This window comes from Pseudomonas sp. B2M1-30, assembly GCF_025447575.1.
GTDB classification, from domain to species: domain Bacteria; phylum Pseudomonadota; class Gammaproteobacteria; order Pseudomonadales; family Pseudomonadaceae; genus Aquipseudomonas; species Aquipseudomonas botevensis.
On record NZ_JAOEJT010000003.1, the window covers coordinates 571,476 to 596,095 of the forward strand.

A 24,620-nucleotide genomic window follows, 5' to 3' on the forward strand; every position below is an offset into this window, starting at 1 on the left:
CGAATGCCGCAACGTCCCAATTTCCTGGTGATCCTGGCCGATGATCTCGGTTTCTCCGACATCGGCGCTTTTGGCGGCGAGATCGCCACGCCGAACCTCGATGCACTGGCCAGCAACGGCCTGCGCCTGACCGATTTCCACACCGCCCCGACGTGCTCACCGACCCGCTCGATGCTGCTCACCGGCACCGATCACCACATCGCCGGCATCGGCACCATGGCCGAAGCATTGACCCCGGAGCTGATCGGCAAACCGGGTTACGAGGGTTACCTCAACGACCGTGTCGTCGCTTTGCCAGAGCTGCTGCGCGAGGCCGGTTACCAGACGTTGATGAGCGGCAAATGGCACTTGGGCCTGACCGCTGAACTGGCGCCCCAGGCGCGCGGTTTCGAGCGTTCGTTCTCGCTGCTGCCGGGCGCGGCGAACCACTATGGTTTCGAGCCGACCTACGACGAACACACGCCGGGTCTGCTGAAGTCCACCCCGGCGCTGTACATCGAGGACGACACGTTTCTCGATGAATTGCCAAAGAATTTCTATTCCTCCGACGCCTTCGGCGACAAGTTGCTGCAATACCTCAAGGAGCGCGACCAGAGCCGGCCGTTCTTCGCTTACCTGCCGTTTTCCGCACCGCACTGGCCGTTGCAGGCGCCAGCGGATGTCGTCGCAAAATACCGTGGCCGCTACGACGCGGGGCCGGAAGTGCTGCGTCTGGAGCGCCTGGAAAAACTCAAGGCACTGGGGTTGATCGAGGCGGATGTCGAGCCGCATCCGCTGATCCGGTTGACCGCGCAATGGGACGCACTGAGCGCTGAACAGCGGCAGATTTCCGCGCGGGCGATGGAGGTCTACGCGGCGATGGTCGAGCGCATGGACTGGAACATCGGCCGGGTCGTCGACTATCTGCGCCAGCAGGGGCAACTCGACAACACCTTCATCCTGTTCATGTCCGACAACGGTGCCGAAGGTGCGCTGCTCGAAGCCTTCCCCAAGTTCGGTCCGGAGCTGCTCACCTATCTGAACCAGCATTACGACAACAGCCTCGACAACATCGGCCGTGGCAATTCCTACGTCTGGTACGGGCCGAGCTGGGCGCAGGTGGCGACCGCGCCGTCACGCCTGTTCAAGGCCTTCACCACCGAAGGCGGGATCCGCGTGCCGGCGCTGCTGCACTATCCGCAACTGCCGCTCAAGGGCCAGATCAGCCACGGCTTCGGCACGGTGATGGACATCACCCCGACCATCCTCGACCTGGCCGGCGTGCGTCATCCGGGCAAGCAATGGCGCGGCAAACCGGTGGCGCCGCTGCGGGGTAAATCCTGGCTGGGATTCCTGTCCGGCGAGACGCCGCAGGTGCATGACGAACACACCGTCACAGGTTGGGAATTGTTCGGTCGGCGGGCGATCCGGCAAGGACAATGGAAAGCGGTGTACATCCCCGGACCGGTGGGGCCGGCGACGTGGCAGCTTTATGATTTGCGTAGTGATCCGGGGGAGATTCATGACCTGGCGCTGAGTCAGCCTGACAGACTCAGCACCTTGATCGGGCATTGGCAGCAGTATGTCGAAGAGACCGGGGTGATTTTGAGTGCCTCGCCGTTTCAGCCGGATTGAGGGTGCTTGAGAAACAGCTATCGCTGGCAGGTTGGCTCCCACAGGGGGAATGCATTCCAAATGTGGGAGCTGGCCCTGCCAGCGATTAGGCCTTTGCAGTCAACCATCAAGCCCGGGCTGTACGCACCTCTTCACTCACCACGTCAGCCTTCCGAACAAACCGGTTCGCCCGCCCGAACGTCCCGAAATCATTGAACCGTACCCCCATCTCACGCATCACTTTATGCGCCACCGGCACGGTCATCTGGCGAATGTAGAACGGCTCCTTCACCACAAAATGGTGAATCCCGTGGCTGCTGCCGAAGTTGAAGCAGAACGCCTGTAGCGGCCACAACCACCATGGGTTCAACACCTGGCATTGCTGCAGCACATTGCCCGGCTCGACATCGCCGTAGTAATGCATGTTCGAGCTGATGAAGTGCAGGCAGAACGTGCGCAGCACATTCGGGCCGATGATGACGACCGCCGCGATGTCGATCACCTGCATCACCGACAGCGTGGTCGCCGACCATTCGATCGACGAGCCCATCAGCCAGGCAACGCCATTGGCCCCATGGAAACCGAGGAACACGTACCACGCGCCCCAATGCAGCAGCGCCAGCGGCGCGTAGACCTTCAGCGAACGCTTGAGGATGTTGATCTTGTGCACCCAGGTCTTGGCCCGAAGCATGCGGATGAACGCCGACATCACGTTGTCCCCGACCATCAGCAAGCGTGCAAACCCCCAGGGCTCGCCGTTGGTGATCGCCCGTTCTTCCATGTCGGTCTCGGTGCCGGAAACCTTGTGGTGATTCAGGTGCAAGTGGCGGCGGATCCACGGATTGATGGTGCTCGGCCGCGCCAGCCACACCAGGCCCATCATCAGGTTGTGCGGCACGCGCTGCTTGCGGAAATACATGCTGTGGATCAGGTCATGCTCCAGCTCATGGGTCAGAGAAGCGCAAAAGGCGTTGAGCAGCAGGCACGCCCACCACGCCATGTGGCCGCTGATGTACAGCGCCGCCGAACCGATCATCCCGGCCAGGGCAAAGGCCAGGATCCCCGCTCCGAGCGCGTCCTGGTGCTTGAGAATCGGGTAGCGCTCACGCAATTCGACGCCTTTGGCCAGCACCACTTGGCGAATATGCGCTGATCGCTGCGCAGCATTGTGTCGCTGGGGACTTGCAGAAGTACGGTCCATGCTTCCATCCTCTGGTTATCGATGTTCGCATCCTGCCTTGCAAAGGTTCTGAACGCGGTAGCCGAGAACGCCAACCTGTTGACCGGAAGCGCCAATCAGCATGAAGGAACCCACTTCTCTCGCCAGCTGGACCCGTGCCCTGCGCAAGCAACTCGACGCGCTGGGGCTGGACAGCATTGCCCTCTGTCAGCAGGCCGGCCTCGATCCGCAATTGATGGACGACCCGAACGCGCGCTATCCGCTGTCCGGCACCACCCGCCTGTGGCAGATCGCGGTGCAGGTCAGCGGCGATCCGGCCATCGGTTTGCGGGTGTCGCGGTTCGTCAGCCCGACCACGTTTCATGCGCTGGGTTACGCGCTGGTCGCCAGTGGCAGCCTGCGTGAGGTGTTCGAGCGGATCGTGCGTTATCACCCGGTCGTCAGCGATGCCCTCGAACTGGAATTGAGCCGCAACGATGACCGTTACCTGTTCCGCCTGAAAATCCCCTCCGGCAATCCCGCGCCAGCCTTTGAGGCCATCGATGCGTTCGCCGCGATCTACGTGCGCACCTGCCGCAATCGCCTGGGCCGCGACTACGCGCCGCTAGCGGTGTACCTGCGCCGCCCGGTGCCCGAGGATGATCACCCGTGGCACAAAGTCTTCCGCGCCCCGGTGCATTTTGGCGCCGCCGAGGATCGCCTGGAATTCGCCCTTGCTGACTTCGACAGCCACCTCGACGACGCCAACCCGGAACTGGCCGAACACAACGAGGCGGTACTCAAACGCACCATGGCCCAGCTCAAGCCACTGACCTGGGAGCGCAAGGTGCGCGATGCGATCGAAGAACAACTGCCGGACGGCGAACCTTCAGCCGAACGGATCGCCGAGGCCCTGCACCTGAGCCTGCGCAGCCTGCAACGGCACCTGGCGGACGAGGGCTGCCGCTTCGACACGCTGCTCAACGAAAGCCGCGAGAACCTGGCGCTGCTGCACCTGCGTGATCCGCAATGCTCGCTGAGCGAAATCAGTTATCTGCTCGGGTTTGCCGACACCAGCAGCTTCAGTCGCGCGTTCAAGCGCTGGACGGGTATGACGCCGGGGCAGTTTCGGGATCAGTTGCGCTGACAGGTTTTGCATGATTGATCAAATGGTCGCCAACGCCCGCAACCGCTGCGCATCCAGAATCACGATCTCGCCGTAAGCCAGTCCGATAATCCCCTGCCCCTGCAGCTCCTTGAGAATCTGATTGGTGGTCTGGCGCGACAACGACAGCATCGACGCCAGCTGCTCCTGAGGCAGTTGCAGAACCCGGCGTGGTGGATCGAGTTCGCCGTAGCCTTCGGCGATCATCAGCAATCGGTGAGCGAGGCGGGCCGGGGCCGGCAGCAGGCTCAGTTGTTCGAGGTTGATGAAGGTCAGGCGCAATTTGTGGCTCATCAGCAGCGCCAGGTGCCGCCAGTACACCGGGTGTTCCTCGAGCAGTTTGAGCAACGTGGACTGCGGGATATTGATGAGGGTGCACGGGCCGACGGCATAGGCGTCGTGGGTGCGGGGCTGGCCGTCGAACAGGCAGATTTCGCCGAACCAGTGCGGCGCTTCGACCAGGCTCAACAGCGCCTCCTTGCCCTGCTCGCTGACCGCGCCGATGCGCACCGCGCCATCCAGCACGGCGTACAGCCCGCAGGGCGGATCGCCGCGCTGGAACAGCCGCTGCCCCGCCGCCAGCCGCCGCTCGCGGGCGTTCGCCAGCAGACTATCCTGAAAGGACAACGGCAGATGACTGAACCATTGCCCGGTCATCAGGCGTTCGCGCCAGACCTTTTCCATGCACTCTCCTGAAGATTGTCGCCTGCCTGACAGAGCGAACCATAAACCCGGCGCATGATTCGATCACCCTACAGGAGGAACAACAATGAAAAGCCTCGTCGATCATTTGAGTCAATACGCCGCCTACCACCGTGACCCGCGCAACATTGCCAGCCACTTTATCGGCATTCCGCTGATTGTGGTGGCCGTGGCGGTGTTGTTGTCGCGTCCGGAATGGGCGGTGGGCGGGTTGTGGTTATCGCCGGCCGTTGTGGTCGCACTGGCCTCGGCATGGTTTTACCTGCGCCTGGAACTGCGGCTCGGGGTATTGATGACCGTGCTGATGGGGCTGTCGGTCTGGGCCGGGCACACGCTGGCGCAACAGAGCACCCTGGTCTGGCTGAGCAGCGGCCTGGGGATGTTCGTGATCGGTTGGGCGATCCAGTTTGTCGGCCATCACTACGAAGGGCGCAAACCGGCGTTCGTCGATGACCTCACCGGGCTGATCGTCGGCCCGCTGTTTGTCGTGGCGGAACTGGCGTTCATGCTTGGCATGCGCCACGAACTCAAACACACCATTGAAGAGCGCGTCGGTCCGGTGATGCTTCGCGAGCACAGGACCGTCCATTGAGAGAACCGGGCGACGCGCATTCCAACGCACGTCGCCCGGCCTGTTTCACAACGCGCCGAAGGTCACCTGCACCGTCAGCGCCCCCTGATTGTCGGCAAGCCCGACACCGTAGCGCCCCTCCAGATCATCGTTGATACACAGCTGCAACTCGCCTTGCTGGCCGGCAGGAATCTGCGCCAGATCACCGATCAGAAATGGCTGGCCGGAACTGCCGATCCGCCCGATCAACGCCCCTTCACTGGCCCCCGGCAAGGTGTAGCCGGGTTTGGCGATCAGTCCCGGACTGCCATTGCCATCGACCCTGCCGCCGGCCGGACTGGCAAACCACAGACCGCTGACATAACGCACCAGACGCGGACTCGGCCCGTTGATCTGCACCCCGGTGCCTTGCCACGGCTGATTGGCCTGGACCTGCACCGTCGCGGCCTTCAGATCATTGGCCAGGGTGTCGCCGGCCTGAATCGACAACGCGGCGATGGTCAGGCTCGGGTTCGACGTGCCGGTGCTGGGGAATACACCATCGCCCACCAGGAACAGGTTTTTGTGATCCCAGCTGCGCTGGTCCTTGTCGACCACCGACTTGCCCGGGTCATCGCCCATGCGGTACGTGCCCATCAAGTGTCCGGCGCCCTGGAAGCTGTAATTCTCCCCCTTGTAGGTGAACAGCCCCGGCGGCAGCGGCTTGGTCAACTCGGTGGCGCCCAGCAGTTCGGTGATGATGTGGGTGGCGAGAATCTTCGCCTGCCGGAAGCCTTCCTTGGTGTAGTCGGACAAGTCGTAGTGGATCTCCGGCCGAGGGATGCCCAGCCGATCCTTGTACTGCGTCGACGGCACGATGTAGCAATCGGCATTGTCCGGATCGTCCTCCACCTGCTCCACCAGAAAGCCGATGCGGAATTGACGGATCAGCAGGTCGTTGAGCTTCTGCACCAACGCCGTGCCGTACAGCACCTGCTGTGGCCCCGAGGCGGGAGGCAGCGGGTTGGTGGCGCTGTTGTTGGCGCCATCGATCAGGTCCGCGACGGTGACATACGGATCGCCCACCGGCCAGTTGAAGCCTTCATTGCCGATTTCGATCCGCCATGCCGCGCGCTGGCTACGGAATTGGCCGTCGCGCAGGCTTTCGATGCCGGCCGTGGACACTGGCCCACGATACGGGAACACCTGCTTGCCTTCCGGCATCAGACCCCAGGCCAGATAAATCGGGTGATCAGACAGGCTGCGCCCGACCTGGCCACTGCTGTTCGCCACACCTTTGGGCCACGCCGGGCTGGCGGAGTTGAGCAGCAGTTTCGGTGTTTCAATGGCATGGGCGGCGATCACGTAACGCTGGCCGATCGCAACGCCGGTGCCGGTAGGCGGGCCATCGCCCAACTGGTACTGGATGAACTCGATGCCGCTGATGGACTTGTCCGCCGCCACCGTGACCTTGCTCGCCACGGTTTTGTAGAGCACCCGCACATTGCCGGTGTTCAACGCATTGTTCAGGGTGACCGTGGCATCGTATTTGGCCTGGATCGGGCAGATCGGCGTGCAGTTGGTGTTGCCTGCACACACCCGGCGGCCGGCGTACGGCTGCGAGTTGCGCCCCGCCGGTGTCGGGCTGACCACCAGCGGCAAACCGTCGAACGACTGCCCCTGGACCGCCGCGACAAAACTGCCGTCGACCAGCGACAACGGAATGCTGGTCATCGGGAATTGGTAGCCGGTGGGAAACGTCATGCCCAGATAGGCCTGATCGGCGACATTGGCCGCCACGCCGATTTCCGCTTCGGCACGGCAGTAGGCGCTTTGCAGATCGTTGTAGCTGATCGGCCAGTCCACCCCCACGCCGTACAGCGACTTCAGGCGAAAATCGTTGGGCACCATGCGCAGACAGGTCGCTACCCAGTGCCAGGTGGTGCCGCCGCCGACCCGCTCATAGGTGCTGGTGAAGGCCAGCGGACCTTTCTGCACCAGATAACTGACCTCGGGGTTGTCCCAGCCGAGAATCAGATCGGCGATGGTGGCCCGGGGGGCGTTTTCCTTGGCCGGGTCCCGTGGCGTGTCCAGGGTACTGACCGGTGGATAAGGTGACTCCGGCGTCTTCAGGGTCGCGGTGTAGAAGCGCTCCAGATATTGATTGCGATTGGCCGGAACCTCAGGCCCCGACTCCAGCACCAGCACTTTCACCCCGGCCAGGCCCAACTGATAGGCAATGATGCTGCCTGCGAGGCCCGCGCCGACGATCACCACATCTGCTTGTTCGGTACTCATGACGACGCTCCCTGTTGTCCGCTGGCCGGAACCCCGGTGAAGTCTTCAAGGCTCGGCGGCTCGCTGTTCCAGTAACCGAAGAAAAACTCGCTGTAACCCATCGGATGGGCCTGGGCGATTTTCCATGCCCAACTGTTGGTGTAGGCCTGATCGGAGACCACGGTCTGATCGCCCGTTTTGGCGACCTTGTCCACGTCATAAGGCTGATACCAGACACCCAGCAGCCAGAGCTTCATGATCGCGCGGGCGGCCTGGGCCGCTTGCGTGGTGGCCGGCTGCGTGCCGTTCATCAAAATGGCCTGGGCGATCTGATCCGGCGGCACCTTGTCCGCCGCCAGTGTCGCGTACTGGGTCAACAAGGCCTGCAAGACGCTGGAGGTGATGCGCGGCGTGACGAAGGCCAGGAACTGGGTCGGCAACCCGACCGGGTCGACCTGCGGCGCAATGAACGATTGCGGGATGCCGGTCAGGGCCGATGACAGACCGGCGAAATTGTCCAGATCGGTGCTCATGGCTGACTCCTTGTCGCGCCCGTGGATTGCGCGCGTTCGAGCAGGTAGGTGAAGTCCGCGAAGCTGGTGCGCGGCGACTCGGTGACATGGGTGGCGGCGTTGCCGTGACAGGCGATGCAGCTGGAGGACGCCTGCGGCACGGTGCCCTGGATGTAGGTTTCCAGGGTGGCGTTGGCGAGGAACGAAGGTGCCGGCCGGCCCAGCGGTTCGGTTTTGGAGATCTGACACGGCGGCTGCGGCGTCAGCGTCGGCCACTGGGTGCTGATCAATTGATAGTTGGCCCACACGCTCTTCGGATTCACCGTGCGCAGCAGCGTCTGGTAAGTGCTGTTGAGGGTCTTGGTAGCAGCGGTCAGCGGTTCTTCACGAACGATCTGCGAAGGCGTGGCCTTCACCGCCGAGTTCCATGGCCGGGGCGGTGGCTGATTGACTTCGGCCTTACTGCTGGCGTTGTAGAACAGGTACGGGCCTTTGCGTTCGGCCTCGGGCGTGGTTTTTTCCGGCACGTTATCGACGTGTTCGAAGGTCGACCAGACCCACTGCGGCGCGCTGCTGGTCTTGTGTACGATGTGCAGCCCCACCAGCCCGACCGGTTCGGCCTTGCAGGACTCCGGCACCACCGGCCCTTTGCTCGGGTCGCTGTTGCCCGGCGTGTAGACCAGCGCATCGACGGTGTGGAAGTTCTCGCGTTTGTCATTGCCGTCGAGGACTTTCCACGACGCCTTGACCATCAGCGAACCGACTTCACTGGTTTTCGGATCGCCGCAACTGAACGCCACGGTATTGCTCGAACTGGCCTTGAAAAACGCCTGCTGCCCCTCGACGCTGTACAGGCCGTTATTGACGATGTCGTTGAACATCGGCTGGTTGACCACGATTTCGTTGCGCGTGTAGACGCCGGCCTGATCCACCAGCGGTCCGCTCTGGAAGGGCTGGATGAATTCGTCGAGGACATCCGGCACCTTGCCCATCTGTTGCAGAAGGCGCCCTTCTCCGAGCCCCTCGCACGCCTTGGGAACATTTGCCGGCGCGCTCCAGGACGCCGGTTTCTGGCCGTTGGGCAGGAAGATCTGATAACTCTCTTTCCAGCTTTCCCAGACCGTCGCGGCGTCCTGCTGGCCGATCTGGGTGCCGCTGTTCGGATCGCCGTTATCCAGCGCCGGCCAGTTCAGCGCGATGAACGTCTGCCATGACATTTCATCGAAGTTCTGTTGCAGGCTGGTCAGGGAAAACGGTGGTGTGGCCGTGACATCGAAGGGTATTTGCATGGACAGCGTGGGATCGGCATAGGCCAGGGGACTGAGGATTGCGCCAAACAACGCACACCCCAGCCACGGCCGGTGCCTGTGGACTTCCATTCTCATCGTCATCTCCTTGGCATCAGGGTCCAGGAGATACGCCGGTCCGTCATGGACTCTTCACTGCGCCTCCTGGCACAGACTGGAGATTAGGTAAGGAATAAGTCCGGGTTGGCAGGCGGTTAGATCGAATCGCGCTAACAGTAATAACTGCATCAGCAACGGCGCTCCCACAGTGGATCGGTGTACACCGTCCACCCGTGGGAGCGGGTTTGCCCGCGAAGCTTTTGATCTCAGAGATTGGCGACTTTCTGCCAGACCTTCGGCTTGAAGAACAGCGTCTCGCCCTTCGCCAGCCCCGTCAGGCTGTCGTGATCCTTGACCACTTCGGCCTCGATCAGATCGGCCTGCCCTTCGACCTTCAGCGTCACCCGTGTGGTGGCGCCCAGCGGCCGGATATCGCGCACTTCGGCCGCATGGTGATCCGCCAGTTCATGCCGCGACAGCGACACTTCGTGGGGGCGGAACAGCACATGATTGTCATCGCCCAGATGCAGGCGGTTCGAATCGCCGAGGAAGTGATAGACGAAATCGCTGGCCGGGTTTTCGTAGACGTCGCCCGGTGAACCGATCTGCTCAATCACGCCCTTGTTCATCACCACGATGCGGTCGGCGACTTCCATCGCTTCTTCCTGGTCGTGGGTCACGAACACCGAGGTCAGGTTGATGTCTTCGTGCAGCCGTGCCAGCCAGCGGCGCAGCTCCTTGCGCACCTTGGCATCGAGGGCGCCGAACGGCTCGTCGAGCAGCAGCACTTTCGGCTCCACCGCCAGGGCGCGGGCCAGGGCGATACGCTGACGCTGGCCACCGGACAGTTGTTCCGGATAGCGATCCGACAGCCAGTCCAGTTGCACCATGTTCAGCAGTTCGTGCACCTTGGCAGCGATCTGGCTTTCGTTCGGGCGCTGGTTTTTCGGCTTCATCCGCAGGCCGAACGCGACGTTGTCGAACACCGTCATGTGGCGGAACAAGGCGTAGTGCTGGAACACGAAACCGACGTTGCGATCACGCACGTCATGGCCGGAAACGTCTTCGCCGTGGAACACGATGTTGCCCTGATCCGGGGTTTCCAGACCGGCGATGATCCGCAACAGGGTGGTCTTGCCGCAGCCGGACGGGCCGAGCAGCGCCACCAGCTCACCGCTGCGAATGTCCAGGCTGATATCGTTCAGCGCCTTGAACGCGTTGAAATTCTTGCTGACGTTACGCACTTCGATCGACATGAATTATTCCTCCGCGGCGCTGGCGCGCAGGCGGTTGATACGGTTTTCGCTCCACTGCTTGAGCAGCAGGATGAAGAGCGCCAGGATCAGCAACAGGCTCGCCACGGCGAACGCGGCCACATGGTTGTATTCGTTGTAGAGGATCTCGACGTGCAGCGGCAAGGTGTTCGTCACCCCGCGAATGTGCCCGGAAACCACCGACACCGCACCGAACTCACCCATGGCCCGCGCGGTACACAGCACCACGCCATAGATCAGGCCCCATTTGATATTGGGTACGGTGACGTGCCAGAACATCTGCCAGCCATTGGCGCCGAGCAGACGCGCGGCTTCCTCTTCCTGAGTGCCTTGCTCCTGCATCAGCGGGATCAGCTCACGGGCCACGAACGGCACGGTGACGAAGATCGTCGCCAGCACGATGCCCGGCAGGGCGAAGACGATCTGGATGTCGTGATCCTGCAACCACGGCCCGAACAGGCCTTGAGCGCCGAACATCAGCACGTAGACCAGACCGGCGATCACCGGCGACACCGAGAACGGCAGGTCGATCAGCGTCACCAGGATGCTCTTGCCACGGAACGAGTATTTGCTCACGCACCACGCGGCGCTGACACCGAACACCAGGTTCAGCGGCACCGAAATCAGCACGGCGATCACCGTGAGTTTCAGCGCCGACAAGGCATCAGGTTCAAGGATCGCGGTGAAAAATTCACCGATGCCGTTCTTCAGACCCTGGGACACCACGATGAACAGCGGCAGCAACAGGAACAGGGCGAAGATCAGCCAGCCAAGGCCGATCAGGACTCTGCGCGACGTGGCGCTGCCACGGCGCGCGGCGTTGGCCGAGGACGCGGCCGCAATAGACGATTGGGACATGGTTCGCGCCTCCTTATGGGGTTTCGATGCGCCGCTGCAACAGGTTGATCAGCAGCAACAGGACGAAGGAAACCACCAGCATCAGCACGCCGATGGAGGTGGCGCCGGTGTAGTCGTACTGGTCGAGCTTGACCATGATCAGCAGCGGCAGGATCTCGGTTTTCATCGGCATGTTGCCGGCGATGAAGATCACCGAACCGTACTCGCCGACGCCCCGGGCGAACGCCAGGGCAAACCCGGTCAGCCACGCCGGCAGCAGCGCCGGCAGCAGAATGTGGCGGAACACCTGCAACGGTTTTGCCCCCAGGCAAGCGGCCGCTTCTTCGACTTCACGGGGAATATCGGCGAGCACCGGCTGCACCGTGCGCACCACGAACGGCAGGGTCACGAAGGTCAGGGCAAGGGTAATCCCCAACGGGGTGTAGGCGATCTTGAAACCGAGGTCGGCGGCGAACTGCCCGACCAGCCCGGTCGGCGTGTACAGCGCCGTCAGGGCGATACCGGCCACCGCTGTCGGCAGAGCGAACGGCAGGTCGATCATTGCGTCGATGACCTTGCGACCCGGGAAGGTGTAGCGCACCAGCACCCAGGCCAGCAGCGTGCCGATGATGCCGTTGATGATCGCGGCACACAGCGCGGTGCCGAAGCTCAGCTTCAATGCCGCCAGCACCCGTGGCGCGGAGATGATCGTCCAGAACTGATCCCAGGTGAGTTGGGCGGCGTGGACGAACATCGCCGCCAGCGGGATTAGCACAATCAGGCTGAGGTACACCAAGGTGTAGCCCAGCGTCAGCCCGAAGCCGGGTATGACGGGGGAGATACGACGCGACATAAAAGTCCCTGGTTTGAGAACGCGCAAAGCCCCGAACATAAATCCGGGGCTCGTTTTAGGCTATTGATACTTACTGCGCCTGATAGATCTGGTCGAACACGCCACCGTCATTGAAGAATTTCGGTTGCGCGGTTTTCCAGCCGCCGAAGTCCTTGTCGATGGTCACCAGCTCCAGTTTCGGGAACTGCTGGGCGTACTTGGCAGCAACGTCCTTGTCACGCGGACGGTAGAAATTCTTCGCCGCGATTTCCTGGCCGGCCGGGCTGTACAGGTGCTTGAGGTAGGCTTCGGCGATCTGCTCGTTGCCTTTCTTCTCGGCGTTCTTGTCGACCACGGCCACCGGCGGTTCGGCGAGGATCGACAGGGAAGGCACGACGATGTCGAACTTGTCGGCGCCGCCATCTTCTTTCAGCGCCAGGAACGCTTCGTTCTCCCAGGCCAGCAACACGTCACCCTGACCGTTGTTGACGAAGGTGATGGTCGAGCCACGGGCGCCGGTGTCCAGCACCGGAACGTGCTTGAACAGGGTCTGCACGTATTCCTTGGCCTTCTCTTCGTTGCCGCCGTTGGCTTTCAGGCCGTAGGCCCATGCCGCGAGGAAGTTCCAGCGGGCACCACCGGAGGTTTTCGGGTTCGGGGTGATCACCGAGACGTCGTTCTTGACCAGGTCGCCCCAGTCCTTGATGCCTTTCGGGTTGCCCTTGCGCACCAGGAACACGATGGTCGAAGTGTACGGCGTGCTGGCTTCCGGCAGACGCTTCTGCCAGTCGACCGGCAGGGTCTTGCCGAGCTTGGCGATTTCGTCGATGTCGCCCGCCAGGGCCAGGGTCACGACGTCGGCGCGCAGGCCATCGATCACCGCACGGCCCTGCTTGCCCGAGCCACCGTGGGATTGCTGGATCTTCACGGTGTCGCCGGCATGATCCTTCTGCCAGAACTTGATGAACTCGGCGTTGTAATCCTGATACAGCTCACGGGTCGGGTCGTACGACACGTTGAGCAGTTCGTAATCCTTGGCAACCGCAGAACCGGCAAACACAGCGCTGGCCAGGGCGGCCAAAGCGTAACGGCGAATCGACGACATGGTGAAAGCTCCTGGAATTCTTGGTGGTGGCTTTTTCTTATGTGCTGCTGGAATCGGTTGCTCATTCAAAGATCGCCGCCTGCGGCAGCTCCCGCATTCATCCCCTGCGGAAACTGCCGCAGGCTGCGATCTTTTGATTTCAGCCCGGCTTGTTGCCCGGCTGCTGCAAGCGGAATTTCTCTTTACGCTCGATCTGGACCACTTGGGCGTTATGCACAGTGATTTCCACCGCACCGAAACGCAGGTCGCGCAAGGCGCTCTGGATTTCGCGCAAGATGGTGGTTTCGTCCTGACCGTCAACGCTACGCAGGGATGCGCTCATGGTGCTGCTCCTTTGTATGGGATATGCCTGGCAGTGGGCGGCACTGCGTTCGGCGTGGATGCAATATAAAAGAGCCTTGGATATTCTTAAAAAGACTATTTAAGAATGTTTATATAACCAGAAAACATTATCTGGCGGGACAAGGGTTTGCGCTTCGCACAGGCGCAAGAACACGCCTTGAGAGCCGGCACCAAAAGCCGGGGATTCAGCCAATCACCGGCGCATTCATCCAGTCCAGTTGCGCCGCTGGCACCGGCCGCCCGAACCAGTAGCCCTGGCCCAGATCACATTCCTGCGCCAGCAGAAACGCCGCCTGCTCGCCCTGCTCGATGCCTTCGGCGTGTACCTGCATGCCCATGCTGCGCGCCAGCGCAATGATGACCCGGACGATTGCCGCGTCATCCTCATCCCACGGCAGCCCGGCGACAAAACCCTGGTCGATCTTCAGCTTCTGCACCGGCAGGCGCTTGAGCCGCAGCAGCGACGAATACCCGGTGCCGAAATCGTCGATCGCCAGACGAATGCCCAACTCACGCAGGCGATGCATCTGCTCCAGCGCCACTTCCGGGTCGTCCATTACCGCGCTTTCGGTGACTTCCAGTTCCAGACAGGCCGGATCCAGTCCGGTGTCGTGCAGCACCTGCGCCACCTGCTGATACAACTCGCGGCGGGCGAACAGCCGCGACGAGACATTCACCGCGACAAACGACAGCACCACCCCGGCCTGCTGCCATTGGCACATCTGCCGACAGGCCTGCTGCATGACCCAGGCGTCGATCTCGGCAATCATCCCGGTGCGCTCGGCAATCGGGATGAACTCCGCCGGCGAGACCAGTCCACGCTGCGGATGCTCCCAGCGCACCAGCGCCTCGACACCGATCAGGCGACTGCTTTTGAGGTCATGCACCGGCTGGTAATAAACCCGCAGTTCCTGCTGCTCCAGCGCGCGGCGCAGTTCGAAAGCGATTTCGACCCGTTGCTGGGCGTGGGCGGTAAGTTCTTCGGTGTACAGCGCGTAGCCATTGCGCCCGCTGCTCTTGGCCTTGAACAACGCCGCGTCGGCGTTGCGCAACAGTTGTTCGGCACTCAGGGCATCGCTGGGGAACAGGCTGATGCCGATGCTGGCGTCGATGAACAGTTCGTGGCCGTCCAGGCAGAACGGCTCCTTGAGTCCGTCGAGAATCCGTTGCGCCAGCGCGGCCGCCTGCACCAGTTGGGGACAACTCTCCGCCAGCACGGCGAACTCATCGCCGCCCAGCCGCGCCAGGGTGATTCCCGGCCCGAACAAGTCCTGCAAACGCGCGGCCACCGCCTTCAGCAAGCGGTCACCGACGTTGTGACCGAGGCTGTCGTTGATCAACTTGAAGTGATCCAGATCGATCATCAGCAACGCGCAACCGCGTTTGTGGATCTGCGCCGAAGCCAGCGCCTGCTCGGCGCGATCACTGAACAGCAGGCGGTTGGGCAGGTCGGTCAGGGGATCGTGATGGGCCAGGTGCTTGAGTTCGTACTCGGAGTCCTTGATCGCGCTGATGTCGGAAAACACCGCCACGTAATGGCTGAGACGGCCGTCATCGTCGTGAATGACGCGGATCGTCTGCCATTGTGGATAGATCTCGCCGCTTTTGCGTCGGTTCCAGATTTCCCCGCTCCATTCTCCGCTCGCCCCCAGTTGCGCGAACATCGCCTGATAGAAGCCCGGCGGATGATGGCCCGACTTGAACAGGCTTGGCTGGCGTCCGAGGACTTCCTCGCCCTGATAACCGGTGATTTCCATGAAGGCGCGGTTGACGTGAACAATCAGCCCCTGGCGATCGGTGACCAGCACGCCTTCACGGGTGCAGTCGAACACCGCCGCAGCCTGGCGCAGGCGTTCGCGATCGGCCTGACGCTCACGCAGACGGGCACCGATCCCCAAACATTCGAACAATCGTGCCCGGGCGAGAAAGATCAGACCGGCGCTGAGCGCCACAAATGCATAACCGTTGATCAGTTGCCAACGCAGCAGATCCCCGGAGCTATCGAAGAAACTGTTCAATAAGTAACCAGTGCCCTGCAGCCAGACCACTGCAAGAACCAGATAAAGCAGCGCTGCACGCAAGGCATCGCGATAAGTGGCAGACATTCGGCCGTCCATGTCCCTACAAAAATGTCGGGATTATAGGTCAAGAAACATCCAGCCAACTCTTATCTGAAAGGCCGACTGGTTTTATCTGTGTGCTTGGTGATAATGCAGCGGCTGTTTTTTTATTTATCGAGGGCCCCATAGCCTATGTGGTACGAAGGTTTTCTTGGCTTGTCGGCCTGGTCACTGGTCGCCGTGACCCTGCTGATGACCCACGTGACGATCGTCAGCGTCACGGTCTACTTGCACCGCTACTCGGCCCATCGCTCCCTTGAGCTGAATGCCGGGCTGAAGCATTTTTTCCGTTTCTGGCTGTGGCTGACCACGGCGCAGAACACTCGCGAGTGGACCGCCATCCACCGCAAGCACCACGCCAAATGCGAAACCGAGGATGACCCGCACAGTCCGGTCATCAAGGGTCTGTCCACCGTGCTGCGCAAAGGCGCCGAGCTGTACCGCGAAGAGGCCCAGAACCCCGAGACCCTGCGCATTTACGGCAAGAACTGCCCCGAAGACTGGATCGAGCGCAACCTCTACAGCCGCTATCGCCTGCTCGGCGTGGCGATCATGGCGGTCATCGACCTGCTGCTGTTCGGCACCATCGGCATCACCATCTGGGCCATCCAGATGATGTGGATCCCGGTTTGGGCCGCCGGCGTGGTCAACGGCCTCGGCCATGCCGTCGGCTACCGCAACTTCGAATGCCGCGATGCCGCGACCAATCTGGTGCCGTGGGGCATCCTGATCGGCGGTGAAGAACTGCACAACAACCATCACACCTACCCCAACTCGGCCAAGCTGTCGGTCAGGAAATGGGAGTTCGACCTCGGCTGGGCGTGGATCAAAGTCTTCAGTTTCCTGCGCCTGGCCAAGGTGCAGCGGGTCGCGCCGATTGCCCACCGCGTCGAAGGCAAGGGCAGCCTGGACATGGACACCGCCATGGCGATCCTCAACAACCGCTTCCAGATCATGGCCCAGTATCGAAAACTGGTGATCGGGCCGCTGGTCAAGCAGGAGCTGGCGAAGGTCGATCATTCGGTGCGTCACCAGTTCCATCGGGCCAAGCGCTTGCTCTCGCGGGAAACCAGCCTGCTGGAGGATCGTCATCACGTGCGCATCCAGAACATGCTCGAGCACAGCCAGGCGCTGAAGGTAATTTACGAGAAACGTCTGGCCTTGCAGCAGATCTGGGTCAAGACCAGCGCAAATGGCCACGACATGCTCGCGGCCATCAAGGAATGGGTCCACGAGGCCGAAGCCAGTGGCATTCAGTCCCTGCGCGACTTCGCCGACCAGTTGAAGACCTACTCGCTGCGTCCTGCCGCCGCCTGATGCCGTTGATCGGCGCGCCCGGTTCCCGGGCGCGCCCTTCGGAACTTCACCCCCGATCCCCTATCTCAATGACACTTCGCCATCCCCGGCGGGCTGTACTGTGGCCGCTGTCGAATCGCGGCACGCCCTTTGAGATATGTGCCGATGGTCAATAACAACCAAAAAGACTCATCCCCCCCGCAGTGGCCCGAAGCCGCGCAAACCCTGATGGCGCTGATGCACGCCCAGGGTGAGGTCGCGCGCCTGAGCGAACGCGAACAGCTGTTCAGTTCGCTGCTGGTCAGCGTCAACGCCGTGCTCTGGGCGTTCAACTGGGAAACCCGCCAGGTGCTGTACGTCAGCCCGGCCTACGAAAGGATCTTCGGCCGCTCCGCCGGATTGCTGCTGGCCGACTACAACCAGTGGCGCGACAGCATCTACCCCGACGATCTGGAATACGCCGAACGCAGCCTCGCCGAAGTGCTGCACAAGGGTGCCGTGGAAGATCGCGAATACCGGATCATCGATGCCGACGGTCAGGTGCGCTGGCTCAGCGACAAATGCTTCATCAATCGCCTGGAAGAACCGGGACAGCCGGTGATCATCGTCGGCATCGCCGAAGACATCACCGAAAAGAAGCAACTGGAAACCGAGTTGCAGCGCCTGGCCACCACCGATGTGCTGACCCAAAGCAGCAACCGCCGCCACTTCTTCGAATGCGCCAACCAGGAATTCGAACAGGCCCGCCTGCAAGGCGCGCCGTTGGCGTTTCTGCTGCTGGATATCGATGACTTCAAGGTGATCAACGACACCTACGGCCATCCGGAAGGCGACACCGTCCTGCAACGGATCGCCGAGTGCGGGCGGGCCTCATTGCGTCGTGGAGATCTGTTCGGGCGCATTGGTGGCGAGGAGTTCGCTGCGGTGTTCCCCGGCTGCGCGCCGGACATGGCGATGCAAGTGGCCGAGCGGCTGCAACGGGAGATTCAGCGGTTGAGCTTCAGCCATGAAGGGCAGACATTCAGCGTCACCGTCAGCCAGGGCCTGACCAGCCTGACCCCGGAAGACGAAAACCTCGACAGCCTGTTCGCCCGCGCCGACACGGCGATGTACGAGGCCAAGCGCCAGGGCAAGAACCGGATCATTTCCGGCTGACACAGCTTGCTGGACAGACCCAAAACCAAGGTGGGAGCCGGGCCAATCCGGCTCTCATGGCTTTTGGCAGCGCCGACTATTTGCGCATCCGCATCAGTTCCGGCAACCCGATCTTGAGCAGCCGCGCCGTGCGGCTCTTCGCCAGTTCTTCGATGCCCTCATGCTCGGTCAGGCGCGCCATCTGCGCCGCCATGTTCATCACCAGCGCCTCGCGGGAATACACCCCGCCCCCAAGCTGATAGACCGCCGCGATCAACTCGCGCAGTTCCAGCGGCAGACGCCAGCGGGTACGCAGGGCTGAACCATAGGCCGCGCCGAACTCCACCAGCGCCTCGCCCACTTCCTCTTGATCGTCAAGCTCGCCGCCCGCCTGCTGCCATTCCTGCAAGCAACGCAGCAACGCCAGGTCGCCAAGACGATGCAGCATGCCCGCGCAATAACAGCGCTCCTGATCCAGATCGAGCAACCGCGCCAATGTCCGCGCATATTCGGCGGTGTGCAGCGACAGGCCCCAATAACGCTCGGCGTAATCCGCCAGGCACGGGTCGCTGAGTTTGGCGCTGCGCTTGAGTGCCAGACCGAGGATCAGGTTCATGCTCTGCCCGGTGCCCAACCGGTGCAACGCCTGGCCCAGTGTCTGCACCGGCGCGCCGTGATGCTGCGCGGCGCTGTTGGCGGCAGCGATCAACACTGCGGTGATCTGCGGGTCGGTGCGGATTTCGTCTTCCAGCAATTTCAGATCGAGGCCGTTCGGATTGAGGCTGCGTTTGACCGCGACTTGCACGTCGGTCATCAGCGGCGCGCCATCGGCCTGCTCACGGCGTCGTTCGAGAAACACCGCGAGGGTCATGCCCGGCGCCAGCGACGGCACTTCGCAAAACACTTCTTCGCCCGCATGAAGCAGCAGATCCTGCAACCGCTGGGTCAGGCTTTCCATGTTCAGGGGTTTGGCCAGATAGGCCGTCGGCGCCAGCGGCAGGGCTTCGCGCACGCTGGCGCTGTCATTGCGACTGCTCATCAAAATGAACGGCAGCGGCGGATTGCGTTTGCGCTGGCGAACACTGCGCAACACGTTCAGGCCATCGACGCCGGGCAACTCCCAGTCAACGATGGCCAGGTCATACGGTACTTCGCTGAGCAGCGACAGCGCGTGCTGGCCGTCGGAGCACAGATCCAGCCGCGCATCGCAGCGTACGTTCAACAGCACCTGTTTGAGCAGATCGCGAGACCAGGGGTCGGCCTCGGCAATCAGCACCCGGGGTACGGCGGGTAATTCAACGGCAGTCATGCGCGCTCTCCCTTGCAATCCCTGAACCTTAGCCAATGCTGGCCATTCGATACAGCGCAAAAGCCCCGGAAGTGTTTCGAGGGTATGAAAAAACCCGCCGAAGCGGGTTTTTTGTCGATCCGATCACACAGCGCCCGGGCTTACAGCTCCGCGAAGCACTCTTCGATGATCGCCAGGCCTTTGTCCAGTTGCTCGTCCGGCGAGGTCAGCGGGACCAGAACGCGCAACACGTTGCCGTAAGTGCCGCAGGACAGCAGGATCAGGCCCTTGTCGCGAGCCTTGGCAACCACGGCTGCAACGGCAGTCGGGTTAGGCTTGTGGCTGTCGCCGTTTTCGAACAGCTCGACCGCGATCATCGCGCCCAGGGCACGCACTTCACCGATCACCGGGTATTTGGCCTGGATAGCCTTCAGGCCAGTCACCAGACGCTCGCCGACCGCTTTGCAGCGATCCAGCAGGTGCTCTTCTTCGAACACTTCCATCACTGCCAGGGCAGCGGCGCAAGCGATCGGGCTACCGGCGTAGGTGCCGCCCAGACCGCCTGGGGCGATGGCGTCCATGTATTCAGCCTTGCCGCAGACACCGGCCAGCGGGAAGCCGCCAGCGATGGATTTGGCGAAGGTGGTCAGGTCGGCGGCAACGCCCATCTGTTCCATGGCGAAGAAGGTGCCGGTACGGCCGGCGCCAGTCTGCACTTCGTCAGCGATCAGCAGGATGCCGTGCTGGTCGCACAGGGCACGCAGGCGCTTCATGAATTCTTTCGGCGCGACATAGAAACCACCTTCACCCTGCACAGGCTCGATGATGATCGCAGCGATGTCTTTCGGCTCGGCGTCGTTCTTGAAGATGCGTTCGATGCTGGCGATCGAATCGTCGATGCTCACGCCATGCAGTTCGTTCGGGTACAGCGCGCGGAAGATGCCGCCTGGCATCAGGCCCATGCCGGCCGAGTAAGGCACGACTTTACCGGTCAGGCCCAGGGTCATCATGGTGCGGCCGTGGTAAGCGCCGGTGAAGGCGATCACGCCGGCGCGGCCAGTGGCGGCACGGGCGATCTTCACGGCGTTTTCAACAGCTTCGGAACCGGTGGTCACCAGCAGGGTTTTCTTGGCGAAATCACCCGGCACCTTGGCGTTCACTTTCTCGCACAGTTCCACGTACGGCTCGTAGGCCAGTACCTGGAAGCAGGTGTGGGTCAGCTTGTTCAGTTGCTCGGTCACGGCGGCGATGATTTTCGGATGCACGTGGCCGGTGTTCAGCACGGCGATACCGCCGGCGAAGTCGATGAACTCGCGACCTTCAACGTCGGTCACGGTAGCGTTCTTCGCGGACTCGGCGAAGATCGGGTGGATCTGGCCAACACCACGTGGAACAGCGGCTACACGGCGGGCCATCAAATCAGCGTTAGTCTTGCTCATTACATTCCTCATTCGCCGCTCATCGGTCGGCGTGGTTCAAGGATTACGCGGCGGGGAGCAACTACGGCAGCATGCGATGATCGACTGCCACAGCGTTCCCGGCCGCAGAGAAAATTCCGTTTTGAAGCGACGCAAAGGGACAGCGCTCTCGTGCCCTTTGCGTTTGAAGCACTCCCTGGCCGGGCTTAGATGCCCAGGCAGAGGTATTTGATTTCCAGGTAATCCTCGATGCCGTACTTGGAGCCTTCACGGCCCAGGCCCGAAGCCTTGATACCGCCGAACGGCGCGACTTCGTTGGAGATCAGACCGGTGTTGACGCCAACCATGCCGTATTCCAAGGCTTCAGCCACACGGAACACACGGCCCAGGTCGCGAGCGTAGAAGTACGAGGCCAGGCCGAACTCGGTGTCGTTGGACATCGCGATCACGTCGGCTTCGTCTTTGAAGCGGAACAGTGGCGCCAGCGGGCCGAAGGTTTCTTCCTTGGCAACAGCCGCGTTGTTCGGCACGTTGGTCAGGATGGTCGGTTCGAAGAAGTTGCCTTCCATCGGCTTGCCACCGGCCAGCAAGGTTGCGCCTTTACCCACGGCGTCGGCGATATGCTCCTGCACCTTGGCCACGGCCTTCTCGTCGATCAGCGGACCGGTGGTGGTGCCGTCTTCCAGACCGTTGCCGATCTTCAGTTTGGCAACCGCCGCTTTCAGCTTCTCGGCGAATGCGTCGTACACACCGTCCTGAATGTACAGACGGTTGGCGCAGACACAGGTCTGGCCGTTGTTGCGGTATTTGGAAATGATCGCGCCTTCGACGGCCTTATCCAGGTCCGCGTCGTCGAACACGATGAACGGTGCGTTACCGCCCAGTTCCAGGGAAACTTTCTTGATGTCCTTGGCGCATTCCGACATCAGTTGGCGACCGATTTCGGTCGAACCGGTGAAGGACAGTTTGCGCACGATCGGGTTGCCGGTCAGCTCGCTGCCGATGTCGCCGGCACTGCCGGTGACCACGCTGAACACACCTTTTGGAATGCCGGCGCGCTGGGCCAGTTCGGCCAGGGCGAACGCGGAGAAAGGCGTTTGCGAGGCAGGCTTGAGCACCATGGTGCAACCGGCGGCCAGGGCCGGGCCGGCTTTACGGGTGATCATCGCCGCCGGGAAGTTCCACGGGGTAATGGCGGCAGTCACGCCGATCGGCTGTTTCATCACGATCAGGCGCTTGTCCGGCTGGTGGCCCGGAATCACGTCACCGTAGATGCGCTTGGCTTCTTCGGCGAACCACTCCAGGAAGGAGGCAGCGTAGGCGATTTCGCCCTTGGCTTCGGCCAGCGGCTTGCCTTGTTCGAGGGTCATCAGGCGAGCGAGGTCGTCCTGGTTCTCGATCATCAGTTCGAACCAGCGACGCAGCTTGTTCGCACGCTCTTTGGCGGTCAGTGCACGCCAGGCCGGCAGCGCCTTGTCGGCGGCTTCGATGGCGCGGCGGGTTTCGGCAGTGCCCATCTTCGGCACGGTGCCCAGAATTTCGCCCGTTGCCGGGTTGTTGACCTTGATCGTCTGACCGTTGTCCGCATCGACCCAAGCGCCATCGATAAAGGCTTGCTGGCGGAACAACAGGGTGTCTTTAAGCTGCATGTCGGCTTTCCTTAACAGCACCGCTTACTGAAGCGGAGCAAATTATGATTGTAGAAAGGCGCCTCGCAAGGCTGCCGTCAGGGAAATCATTTACCGGGTGAAACACATAAATAGCGCACGATTCGAAACCCGTGCGGCTCAGCACCCAGACAAGGAGCGTTTGAAATCTCAAACGAATCCTAGGTTCAAAGGGGGTTAAAGGACAATAGTCTGTTCAAAAAAAAGAACAAAAACGCCGCATTTGCACAGACTTTCAGATCAACGAGCAACAAGCCCCGCCAGACTCACGGGGCTGCCCGTTGCGGGGAGTGTCAGGACTTCGCTGTCTTGGCGGCAGAATCCTCGAGGATTTTCTGGGCCGCGACGGCCTCGGCTGCGGTATCGACGCTGTAGATCTGCATCACGCCCTGATTGGTTGCAGCCTGCGCCAGCACGTTTTGTTGCTGCTGGGCGTTGACGGCATTCTCGAACATGAGGCCTGTCGAGTGCGCCATGCTTTGATAAAGCGAGCCCATCGCCAGGGCCGGCGCTTCGGCCACAACCTTCACGCTGGTCTGGGTGACTGCATCGGTGATCTGATCATTCACGGTTGCCATGTTCTGACTCCTTTCACGGGATGGTGGGTGTTGCAAATACTGCTCAGGCGGTGGGTGTACGTTCAGGTTGACTGGCGCTGAACTGGGCAATGCTCTGGTTGATTCGCTCCAGCGCCTGATTCACCCCCTCGGCATCCAGCACGCCGCTGGCGGCAGCCACCGCCGCAGCACCGCCCACCAATAGGTGTGTGTTCAGCGCCCCGAGCGCACTTTCGGTGGCGGCGTCGAGGTCGTCCTTGATAATGCTTTCGGTCATCTGTCGCAGCAAAACGCCTTGCGAGGCCAGGGCCAGTTTGGTGACACCGTCGAAATAACTCGCCGCCGACTGCGCCACCAACCCGCTGGCCTGACGAATCAGCAGCTCCGGCCCCAAAGACGCCAGGGTGGGTGCATGGGCAGCCAGTTGGGTGTTGATCAGATTGACCGCCTCGACGATCTGCCGGTTCAAGGCGTCGGCGCCCACGCCCTGGGCGGTCTGCGTGAGCAACTGCTCGTTGAGCGAGGCCAGCAAAGCGGCCGCTGCGGCGGCGGGATCGACGGCCGGCTGCTCAGTATTATCGGTCTGGGCCTGATCCTTCGCCGTCATGACCGCCCTCCCACCGCCAGAATCTGTTGCACCGCAGCGGCCACGGTGGCGTTGCCGATAATGTTCAGCGCCTGTTGCTGGCTGACCGCATTCTCCAACGCCAGACTGATCGCATGGCTGGTGACCTGCGTCAGCGTGGCGATGGCCGTGGCGGGCGCGGAACCGACCACCTGCACGCTCGATTGGGTAACGGAATCGGTGATCTGAGGATTGACGACGCTCATGCATTTCTCCTGAAGGAAGGCGATCGAGGAACCCGCCGCAGGAAAACAATAGATCAGCCTCGCCAAACTGCCACGAGAGCGTTTTGCAGGACGTTACCGCCTTTTGGAATGCACCCTCGCGGACACGACCACTGACAATTAGCCAGCGAAAACCGGCATGGACGCCCCGAGCCGACCTAGGTATGATGTCGCCCGCTGCACCAGTAGCTCAGCTGGATAGAGTACTGCCCTCCGAAGGCAGGGGTCGTGGGTTCGAATCCCGCCTGGTGCGCCATGAACAGAAACGAGAAAGCCCCGGATCGAAAGGTCCGGGGCTTTTTTGTGGATGGCAATTCAACACTGAACCGCTACGGCTCACTCCGTCGTCCAGTCAAACTCATCGTATTCATCATCCTCGTCCTCAACCTCCTCGAACACGTCGTCCTCATCAACAACGTCTTCTTCCGGCTGATTCAGCAGAAACTCCTTACGCGTCTCGGTAATCGCTCGCCGCATCTCTTCGCCCTTTTCCGGACAGTTGAGGAGTTGGGCGATGCGGTCGATTTTTGGTGCCACGGTGTTCTCCAGCGCATCGGCAATGCCCCGATAGTGCGCGTTTTTGCGGGGCAATGCCAA

At 61.7% G+C, this 24,620-nt stretch carries 23 protein-coding genes and 1 tRNA gene; 6 read left to right on the forward strand and 18 right to left on the reverse strand.

The window, feature by feature from the left end:
* Positions 1-3 precede the first annotated feature (3 nt).
* Complete coding sequence (locus tag N8H74_RS09160; protein ID WP_262147009.1) at positions 4-1,614, forward strand: arylsulfatase; 1,611 nt, start codon at positions 4-6, stop codon at positions 1,612-1,614.
* A gap of 106 nt (positions 1,615-1,720) precedes the next feature.
* Here N8H74_RS09160 and N8H74_RS09165 read toward each other — a convergent pair whose 3' ends face one another.
* The gene (locus tag N8H74_RS09165) at positions 1,721-2,794 is read right to left on the reverse strand and encodes a fatty acid desaturase (protein ID WP_262147010.1); all 1,074 of its coding nucleotides are present in this window, start codon (positions 2,792-2,794) and stop codon (positions 1,721-1,723) included.
* 100 nt (positions 2,795-2,894) lie between these two features.
* Between N8H74_RS09165 and N8H74_RS09170 the strand changes: the two genes are divergently transcribed.
* Positions 2,895-3,899, forward strand: coding sequence for an AraC family transcriptional regulator (locus N8H74_RS09170; protein WP_262147012.1), 1,005 nt, complete (start codon positions 2,895-2,897; stop codon positions 3,897-3,899).
* Positions 3,900-3,917: 18 nt separating this feature from the next.
* Here N8H74_RS09170 and N8H74_RS09175 read toward each other — a convergent pair whose 3' ends face one another.
* Positions 3,918-4,601 (reverse strand): Crp/Fnr family transcriptional regulator, encoded by a 684-nt coding sequence (locus tag N8H74_RS09175; protein ID WP_262147014.1) that lies wholly within the window; start codon positions 4,599-4,601, stop codon positions 3,918-3,920.
* An 85-nt stretch (positions 4,602-4,686) separates the two neighbouring features.
* Between N8H74_RS09175 and N8H74_RS09180 the strand changes: the two genes are divergently transcribed.
* Complete coding sequence (locus N8H74_RS09180) at positions 4,687-5,211, forward strand: Mpo1-like protein (protein WP_262147016.1); 525 nt, start codon at positions 4,687-4,689, stop codon at positions 5,209-5,211.
* Positions 5,212-5,256: 45 nt separating this feature from the next.
* Here N8H74_RS09180 and N8H74_RS09185 read toward each other — a convergent pair whose 3' ends face one another.
* The 9 genes from N8H74_RS09185 to dibA form a co-directional block, all read right to left on the reverse strand.
* A complete protein-coding gene (locus N8H74_RS09185; RefSeq protein ID WP_262147018.1) occupies positions 5,257-7,467 on the reverse strand; it encodes a GMC family oxidoreductase in 2,211 nt (736 codons plus the stop codon).
* Positions 7,464-7,979, reverse strand: a complete 516-nt coding sequence (locus tag N8H74_RS09190; protein ID WP_262147019.1) for a sorbitol dehydrogenase — start codon at positions 7,977-7,979, stop codon at positions 7,464-7,466. Before N8H74_RS09190 ends, N8H74_RS09185 begins: the two co-directional genes overlap by 4 nt.
* On the reverse strand, positions 7,976-9,343 hold the full coding sequence (locus N8H74_RS09195) for a cytochrome C (RefSeq protein ID WP_262147020.1): 1,368 nt from the start codon (positions 9,341-9,343) through the stop codon (positions 7,976-7,978). The genes N8H74_RS09190 and N8H74_RS09195 overlap by 4 nt, the downstream gene beginning before the upstream one ends.
* Positions 9,344-9,570: 227 nt before the next feature.
* The gene (locus N8H74_RS09200) at positions 9,571-10,560 is read right to left on the reverse strand and encodes a sulfate ABC transporter ATP-binding protein (RefSeq protein ID WP_217833011.1); all 990 of its coding nucleotides are present in this window, start codon (positions 10,558-10,560) and stop codon (positions 9,571-9,573) included.
* Between the two features lie 3 nt (positions 10,561-10,563).
* Positions 10,564-11,436 (reverse strand): sulfate ABC transporter permease subunit CysW, encoded by an 873-nt coding sequence (gene cysW, locus N8H74_RS09205; protein ID WP_217833012.1) that lies wholly within the window; start codon positions 11,434-11,436, stop codon positions 10,564-10,566.
* Positions 11,437-11,449: 13 nt separating this feature from the next.
* Complete coding sequence (gene cysT / locus N8H74_RS09210) at positions 11,450-12,268, reverse strand: sulfate ABC transporter permease subunit CysT (protein ID WP_007952818.1); 819 nt, start codon at positions 12,266-12,268, stop codon at positions 11,450-11,452.
* A 70-nt stretch (positions 12,269-12,338) separates the two neighbouring features.
* A complete protein-coding gene (locus N8H74_RS09215) occupies positions 12,339-13,352 on the reverse strand; it encodes a sulfate ABC transporter substrate-binding protein (RefSeq protein ID WP_262147023.1) in 1,014 nt (337 codons plus the stop codon).
* A gap of 139 nt (positions 13,353-13,491) precedes the next feature.
* Positions 13,492-13,674, reverse strand: a complete 183-nt coding sequence (gene oscA / locus N8H74_RS09220; RefSeq protein ID WP_127648463.1) for a sulfur starvation response protein OscA — start codon at positions 13,672-13,674, stop codon at positions 13,492-13,494.
* A 205-nt stretch (positions 13,675-13,879) separates the two neighbouring features.
* Complete coding sequence (gene dibA, locus N8H74_RS09225; RefSeq protein WP_262147026.1) at positions 13,880-15,799, reverse strand: phosphodiesterase DibA; 1,920 nt, start codon at positions 15,797-15,799, stop codon at positions 13,880-13,882.
* 147 nt (positions 15,800-15,946) lie between these two features.
* On the opposite strand from dibA, the gene desA reads away from it, so the two are divergent.
* Complete coding sequence (desA, locus tag N8H74_RS09230) at positions 15,947-17,131, forward strand: delta-9 fatty acid desaturase DesA (protein ID WP_262147028.1); 1,185 nt, start codon at positions 15,947-15,949, stop codon at positions 17,129-17,131.
* A gap of 144 nt (positions 17,132-17,275) precedes the next feature.
* Complete coding sequence (locus N8H74_RS09235) at positions 17,276-18,265, forward strand: sensor domain-containing diguanylate cyclase (protein WP_217833016.1); 990 nt, start codon at positions 17,276-17,278, stop codon at positions 18,263-18,265.
* Positions 18,266-18,341: 76 nt separating this feature from the next.
* On the opposite strand, the gene N8H74_RS09240 is transcribed toward N8H74_RS09235, so the two are convergent.
* The 6 genes from N8H74_RS09240 to N8H74_RS09265 all read right to left on the reverse strand — a co-directional run bounded on the left by N8H74_RS09240 (position 18,342) and on the right by N8H74_RS09265 (position 24,005).
* Positions 18,342-19,553 (reverse strand): response regulator, encoded by a 1,212-nt coding sequence (locus N8H74_RS09240; RefSeq protein ID WP_217833017.1) that lies wholly within the window; start codon positions 19,551-19,553, stop codon positions 18,342-18,344.
* A 140-nt stretch (positions 19,554-19,693) separates the two neighbouring features.
* Complete coding sequence (gene gabT / locus N8H74_RS09245) at positions 19,694-20,971, reverse strand: 4-aminobutyrate--2-oxoglutarate transaminase (RefSeq protein WP_262147031.1); 1,278 nt, start codon at positions 20,969-20,971, stop codon at positions 19,694-19,696.
* A gap of 185 nt (positions 20,972-21,156) precedes the next feature.
* On the reverse strand, positions 21,157-22,599 hold the full coding sequence (gene gabD, locus N8H74_RS09250) for an NADP-dependent succinate-semialdehyde dehydrogenase (RefSeq protein WP_262147033.1): 1,443 nt from the start codon (positions 22,597-22,599) through the stop codon (positions 21,157-21,159).
* Between the two features lie 311 nt (positions 22,600-22,910).
* Positions 22,911-23,195 (reverse strand): RebB family R body protein, encoded by a 285-nt coding sequence (locus N8H74_RS09255; RefSeq protein ID WP_217833020.1) that lies wholly within the window; start codon positions 23,193-23,195, stop codon positions 22,911-22,913.
* A gap of 43 nt (positions 23,196-23,238) precedes the next feature.
* A complete protein-coding gene (locus N8H74_RS09260; protein ID WP_262147036.1) occupies positions 23,239-23,781 on the reverse strand; it encodes a hypothetical protein in 543 nt (180 codons plus the stop codon).
* Positions 23,778-24,005, reverse strand: a complete 228-nt coding sequence (locus tag N8H74_RS09265) for a RebB family R body protein (protein ID WP_217833022.1) — start codon at positions 24,003-24,005, stop codon at positions 23,778-23,780. Before N8H74_RS09265 ends, N8H74_RS09260 begins: the two co-directional genes overlap by 4 nt.
* Before the next feature lie 197 nt (positions 24,006-24,202).
* Between N8H74_RS09265 and N8H74_RS09270 the strand changes: the two genes are divergently transcribed.
* Positions 24,203-24,279 (forward strand) — tRNA-Arg (locus N8H74_RS09270).
* Between the two features lie 80 nt (positions 24,280-24,359).
* On the opposite strand, the gene N8H74_RS09275 is transcribed toward N8H74_RS09270, so the two are convergent.
* Entirely contained in the window at positions 24,360-24,620 is a 261-nt protein-coding gene (locus N8H74_RS09275) for a hypothetical protein (RefSeq protein WP_217833023.1), read from the reverse strand.

What these genes read in the sequence shown, in the direction of transcription:
- dibA (WP_262147026.1), bottom strand. Translation starts at nt 15,799, where the DNA reads ATGTCTGCCACTTATCGCGATGCCTTGCGTGCAGCGCTGCTTTATCTG.
- N8H74_RS09235 (WP_217833016.1), top strand. Translation starts at nt 17,276, where the DNA reads ATGGTCAATAACAACCAAAAAGACTCATCCCCCCCGCAGTGGCCCGAA.
- gabD (WP_262147033.1), bottom strand. Translation starts at nt 22,599, where the DNA reads ATGCAGCTTAAAGACACCCTGTTGTTCCGCCAGCAAGCCTTTATCGAT.
- N8H74_RS09260 (WP_262147036.1), bottom strand. Translation starts at nt 23,781, where the DNA reads ATGACGGCGAAGGATCAGGCCCAGACCGATAATACTGAGCAGCCGGCC.
- N8H74_RS09240 (WP_217833017.1), bottom strand. Translation starts at nt 19,553, where the DNA reads ATGACTGCCGTTGAATTACCCGCCGTACCCCGGGTGCTGATTGCCGAG.
- N8H74_RS09255 (WP_217833020.1), bottom strand. Translation starts at nt 23,195, where the DNA reads ATGGCAACCGTGAATGATCAGATCACCGATGCAGTCACCCAGACCAGC.
- N8H74_RS09180 (WP_262147016.1), top strand. Translation starts at nt 4,687, where the DNA reads ATGAAAAGCCTCGTCGATCATTTGAGTCAATACGCCGCCTACCACCGT.
- cysT (WP_007952818.1), bottom strand. Translation starts at nt 12,268, where the DNA reads ATGTCGCGTCGTATCTCCCCCGTCATACCCGGCTTCGGGCTGACGCTG.
- oscA (WP_127648463.1), bottom strand. Translation starts at nt 13,674, where the DNA reads ATGAGCGCATCCCTGCGTAGCGTTGACGGTCAGGACGAAACCACCATC.
- gabT (WP_262147031.1), bottom strand. Translation starts at nt 20,971, where the DNA reads ATGAGCAAGACTAACGCTGATTTGATGGCCCGCCGTGTAGCCGCTGTT.
- N8H74_RS09165 (WP_262147010.1), bottom strand. Translation starts at nt 2,794, where the DNA reads ATGGACCGTACTTCTGCAAGTCCCCAGCGACACAATGCTGCGCAGCGA.
- N8H74_RS09200 (WP_217833011.1), bottom strand. Translation starts at nt 10,560, where the DNA reads ATGTCGATCGAAGTGCGTAACGTCAGCAAGAATTTCAACGCGTTCAAG.
- N8H74_RS09195 (WP_262147020.1), bottom strand. Translation starts at nt 9,343, where the DNA reads ATGAGAATGGAAGTCCACAGGCACCGGCCGTGGCTGGGGTGTGCGTTG.
- N8H74_RS09160 (WP_262147009.1), top strand. Translation starts at nt 4, where the DNA reads ATGCCGCAACGTCCCAATTTCCTGGTGATCCTGGCCGATGATCTCGGT.
- N8H74_RS09170 (WP_262147012.1), top strand. Translation starts at nt 2,895, where the DNA reads ATGAAGGAACCCACTTCTCTCGCCAGCTGGACCCGTGCCCTGCGCAAG.
- N8H74_RS09190 (WP_262147019.1), bottom strand. Translation starts at nt 7,979, where the DNA reads ATGAGCACCGATCTGGACAATTTCGCCGGTCTGTCATCGGCCCTGACC.
- N8H74_RS09175 (WP_262147014.1), bottom strand. Translation starts at nt 4,601, where the DNA reads ATGGAAAAGGTCTGGCGCGAACGCCTGATGACCGGGCAATGGTTCAGT.
- desA (WP_262147028.1), top strand. Translation starts at nt 15,947, where the DNA reads ATGTGGTACGAAGGTTTTCTTGGCTTGTCGGCCTGGTCACTGGTCGCC.
- cysW (WP_217833012.1), bottom strand. Translation starts at nt 11,436, where the DNA reads ATGTCCCAATCGTCTATTGCGGCCGCGTCCTCGGCCAACGCCGCGCGC.
- N8H74_RS09215 (WP_262147023.1), bottom strand. Translation starts at nt 13,352, where the DNA reads ATGTCGTCGATTCGCCGTTACGCTTTGGCCGCCCTGGCCAGCGCTGTG.
- N8H74_RS09265 (WP_217833022.1), bottom strand. Translation starts at nt 24,005, where the DNA reads ATGAGCGTCGTCAATCCTCAGATCACCGATTCCGTTACCCAATCGAGC.
- N8H74_RS09185 (WP_262147018.1), bottom strand. Translation starts at nt 7,467, where the DNA reads ATGAGTACCGAACAAGCAGATGTGGTGATCGTCGGCGCGGGCCTCGCA.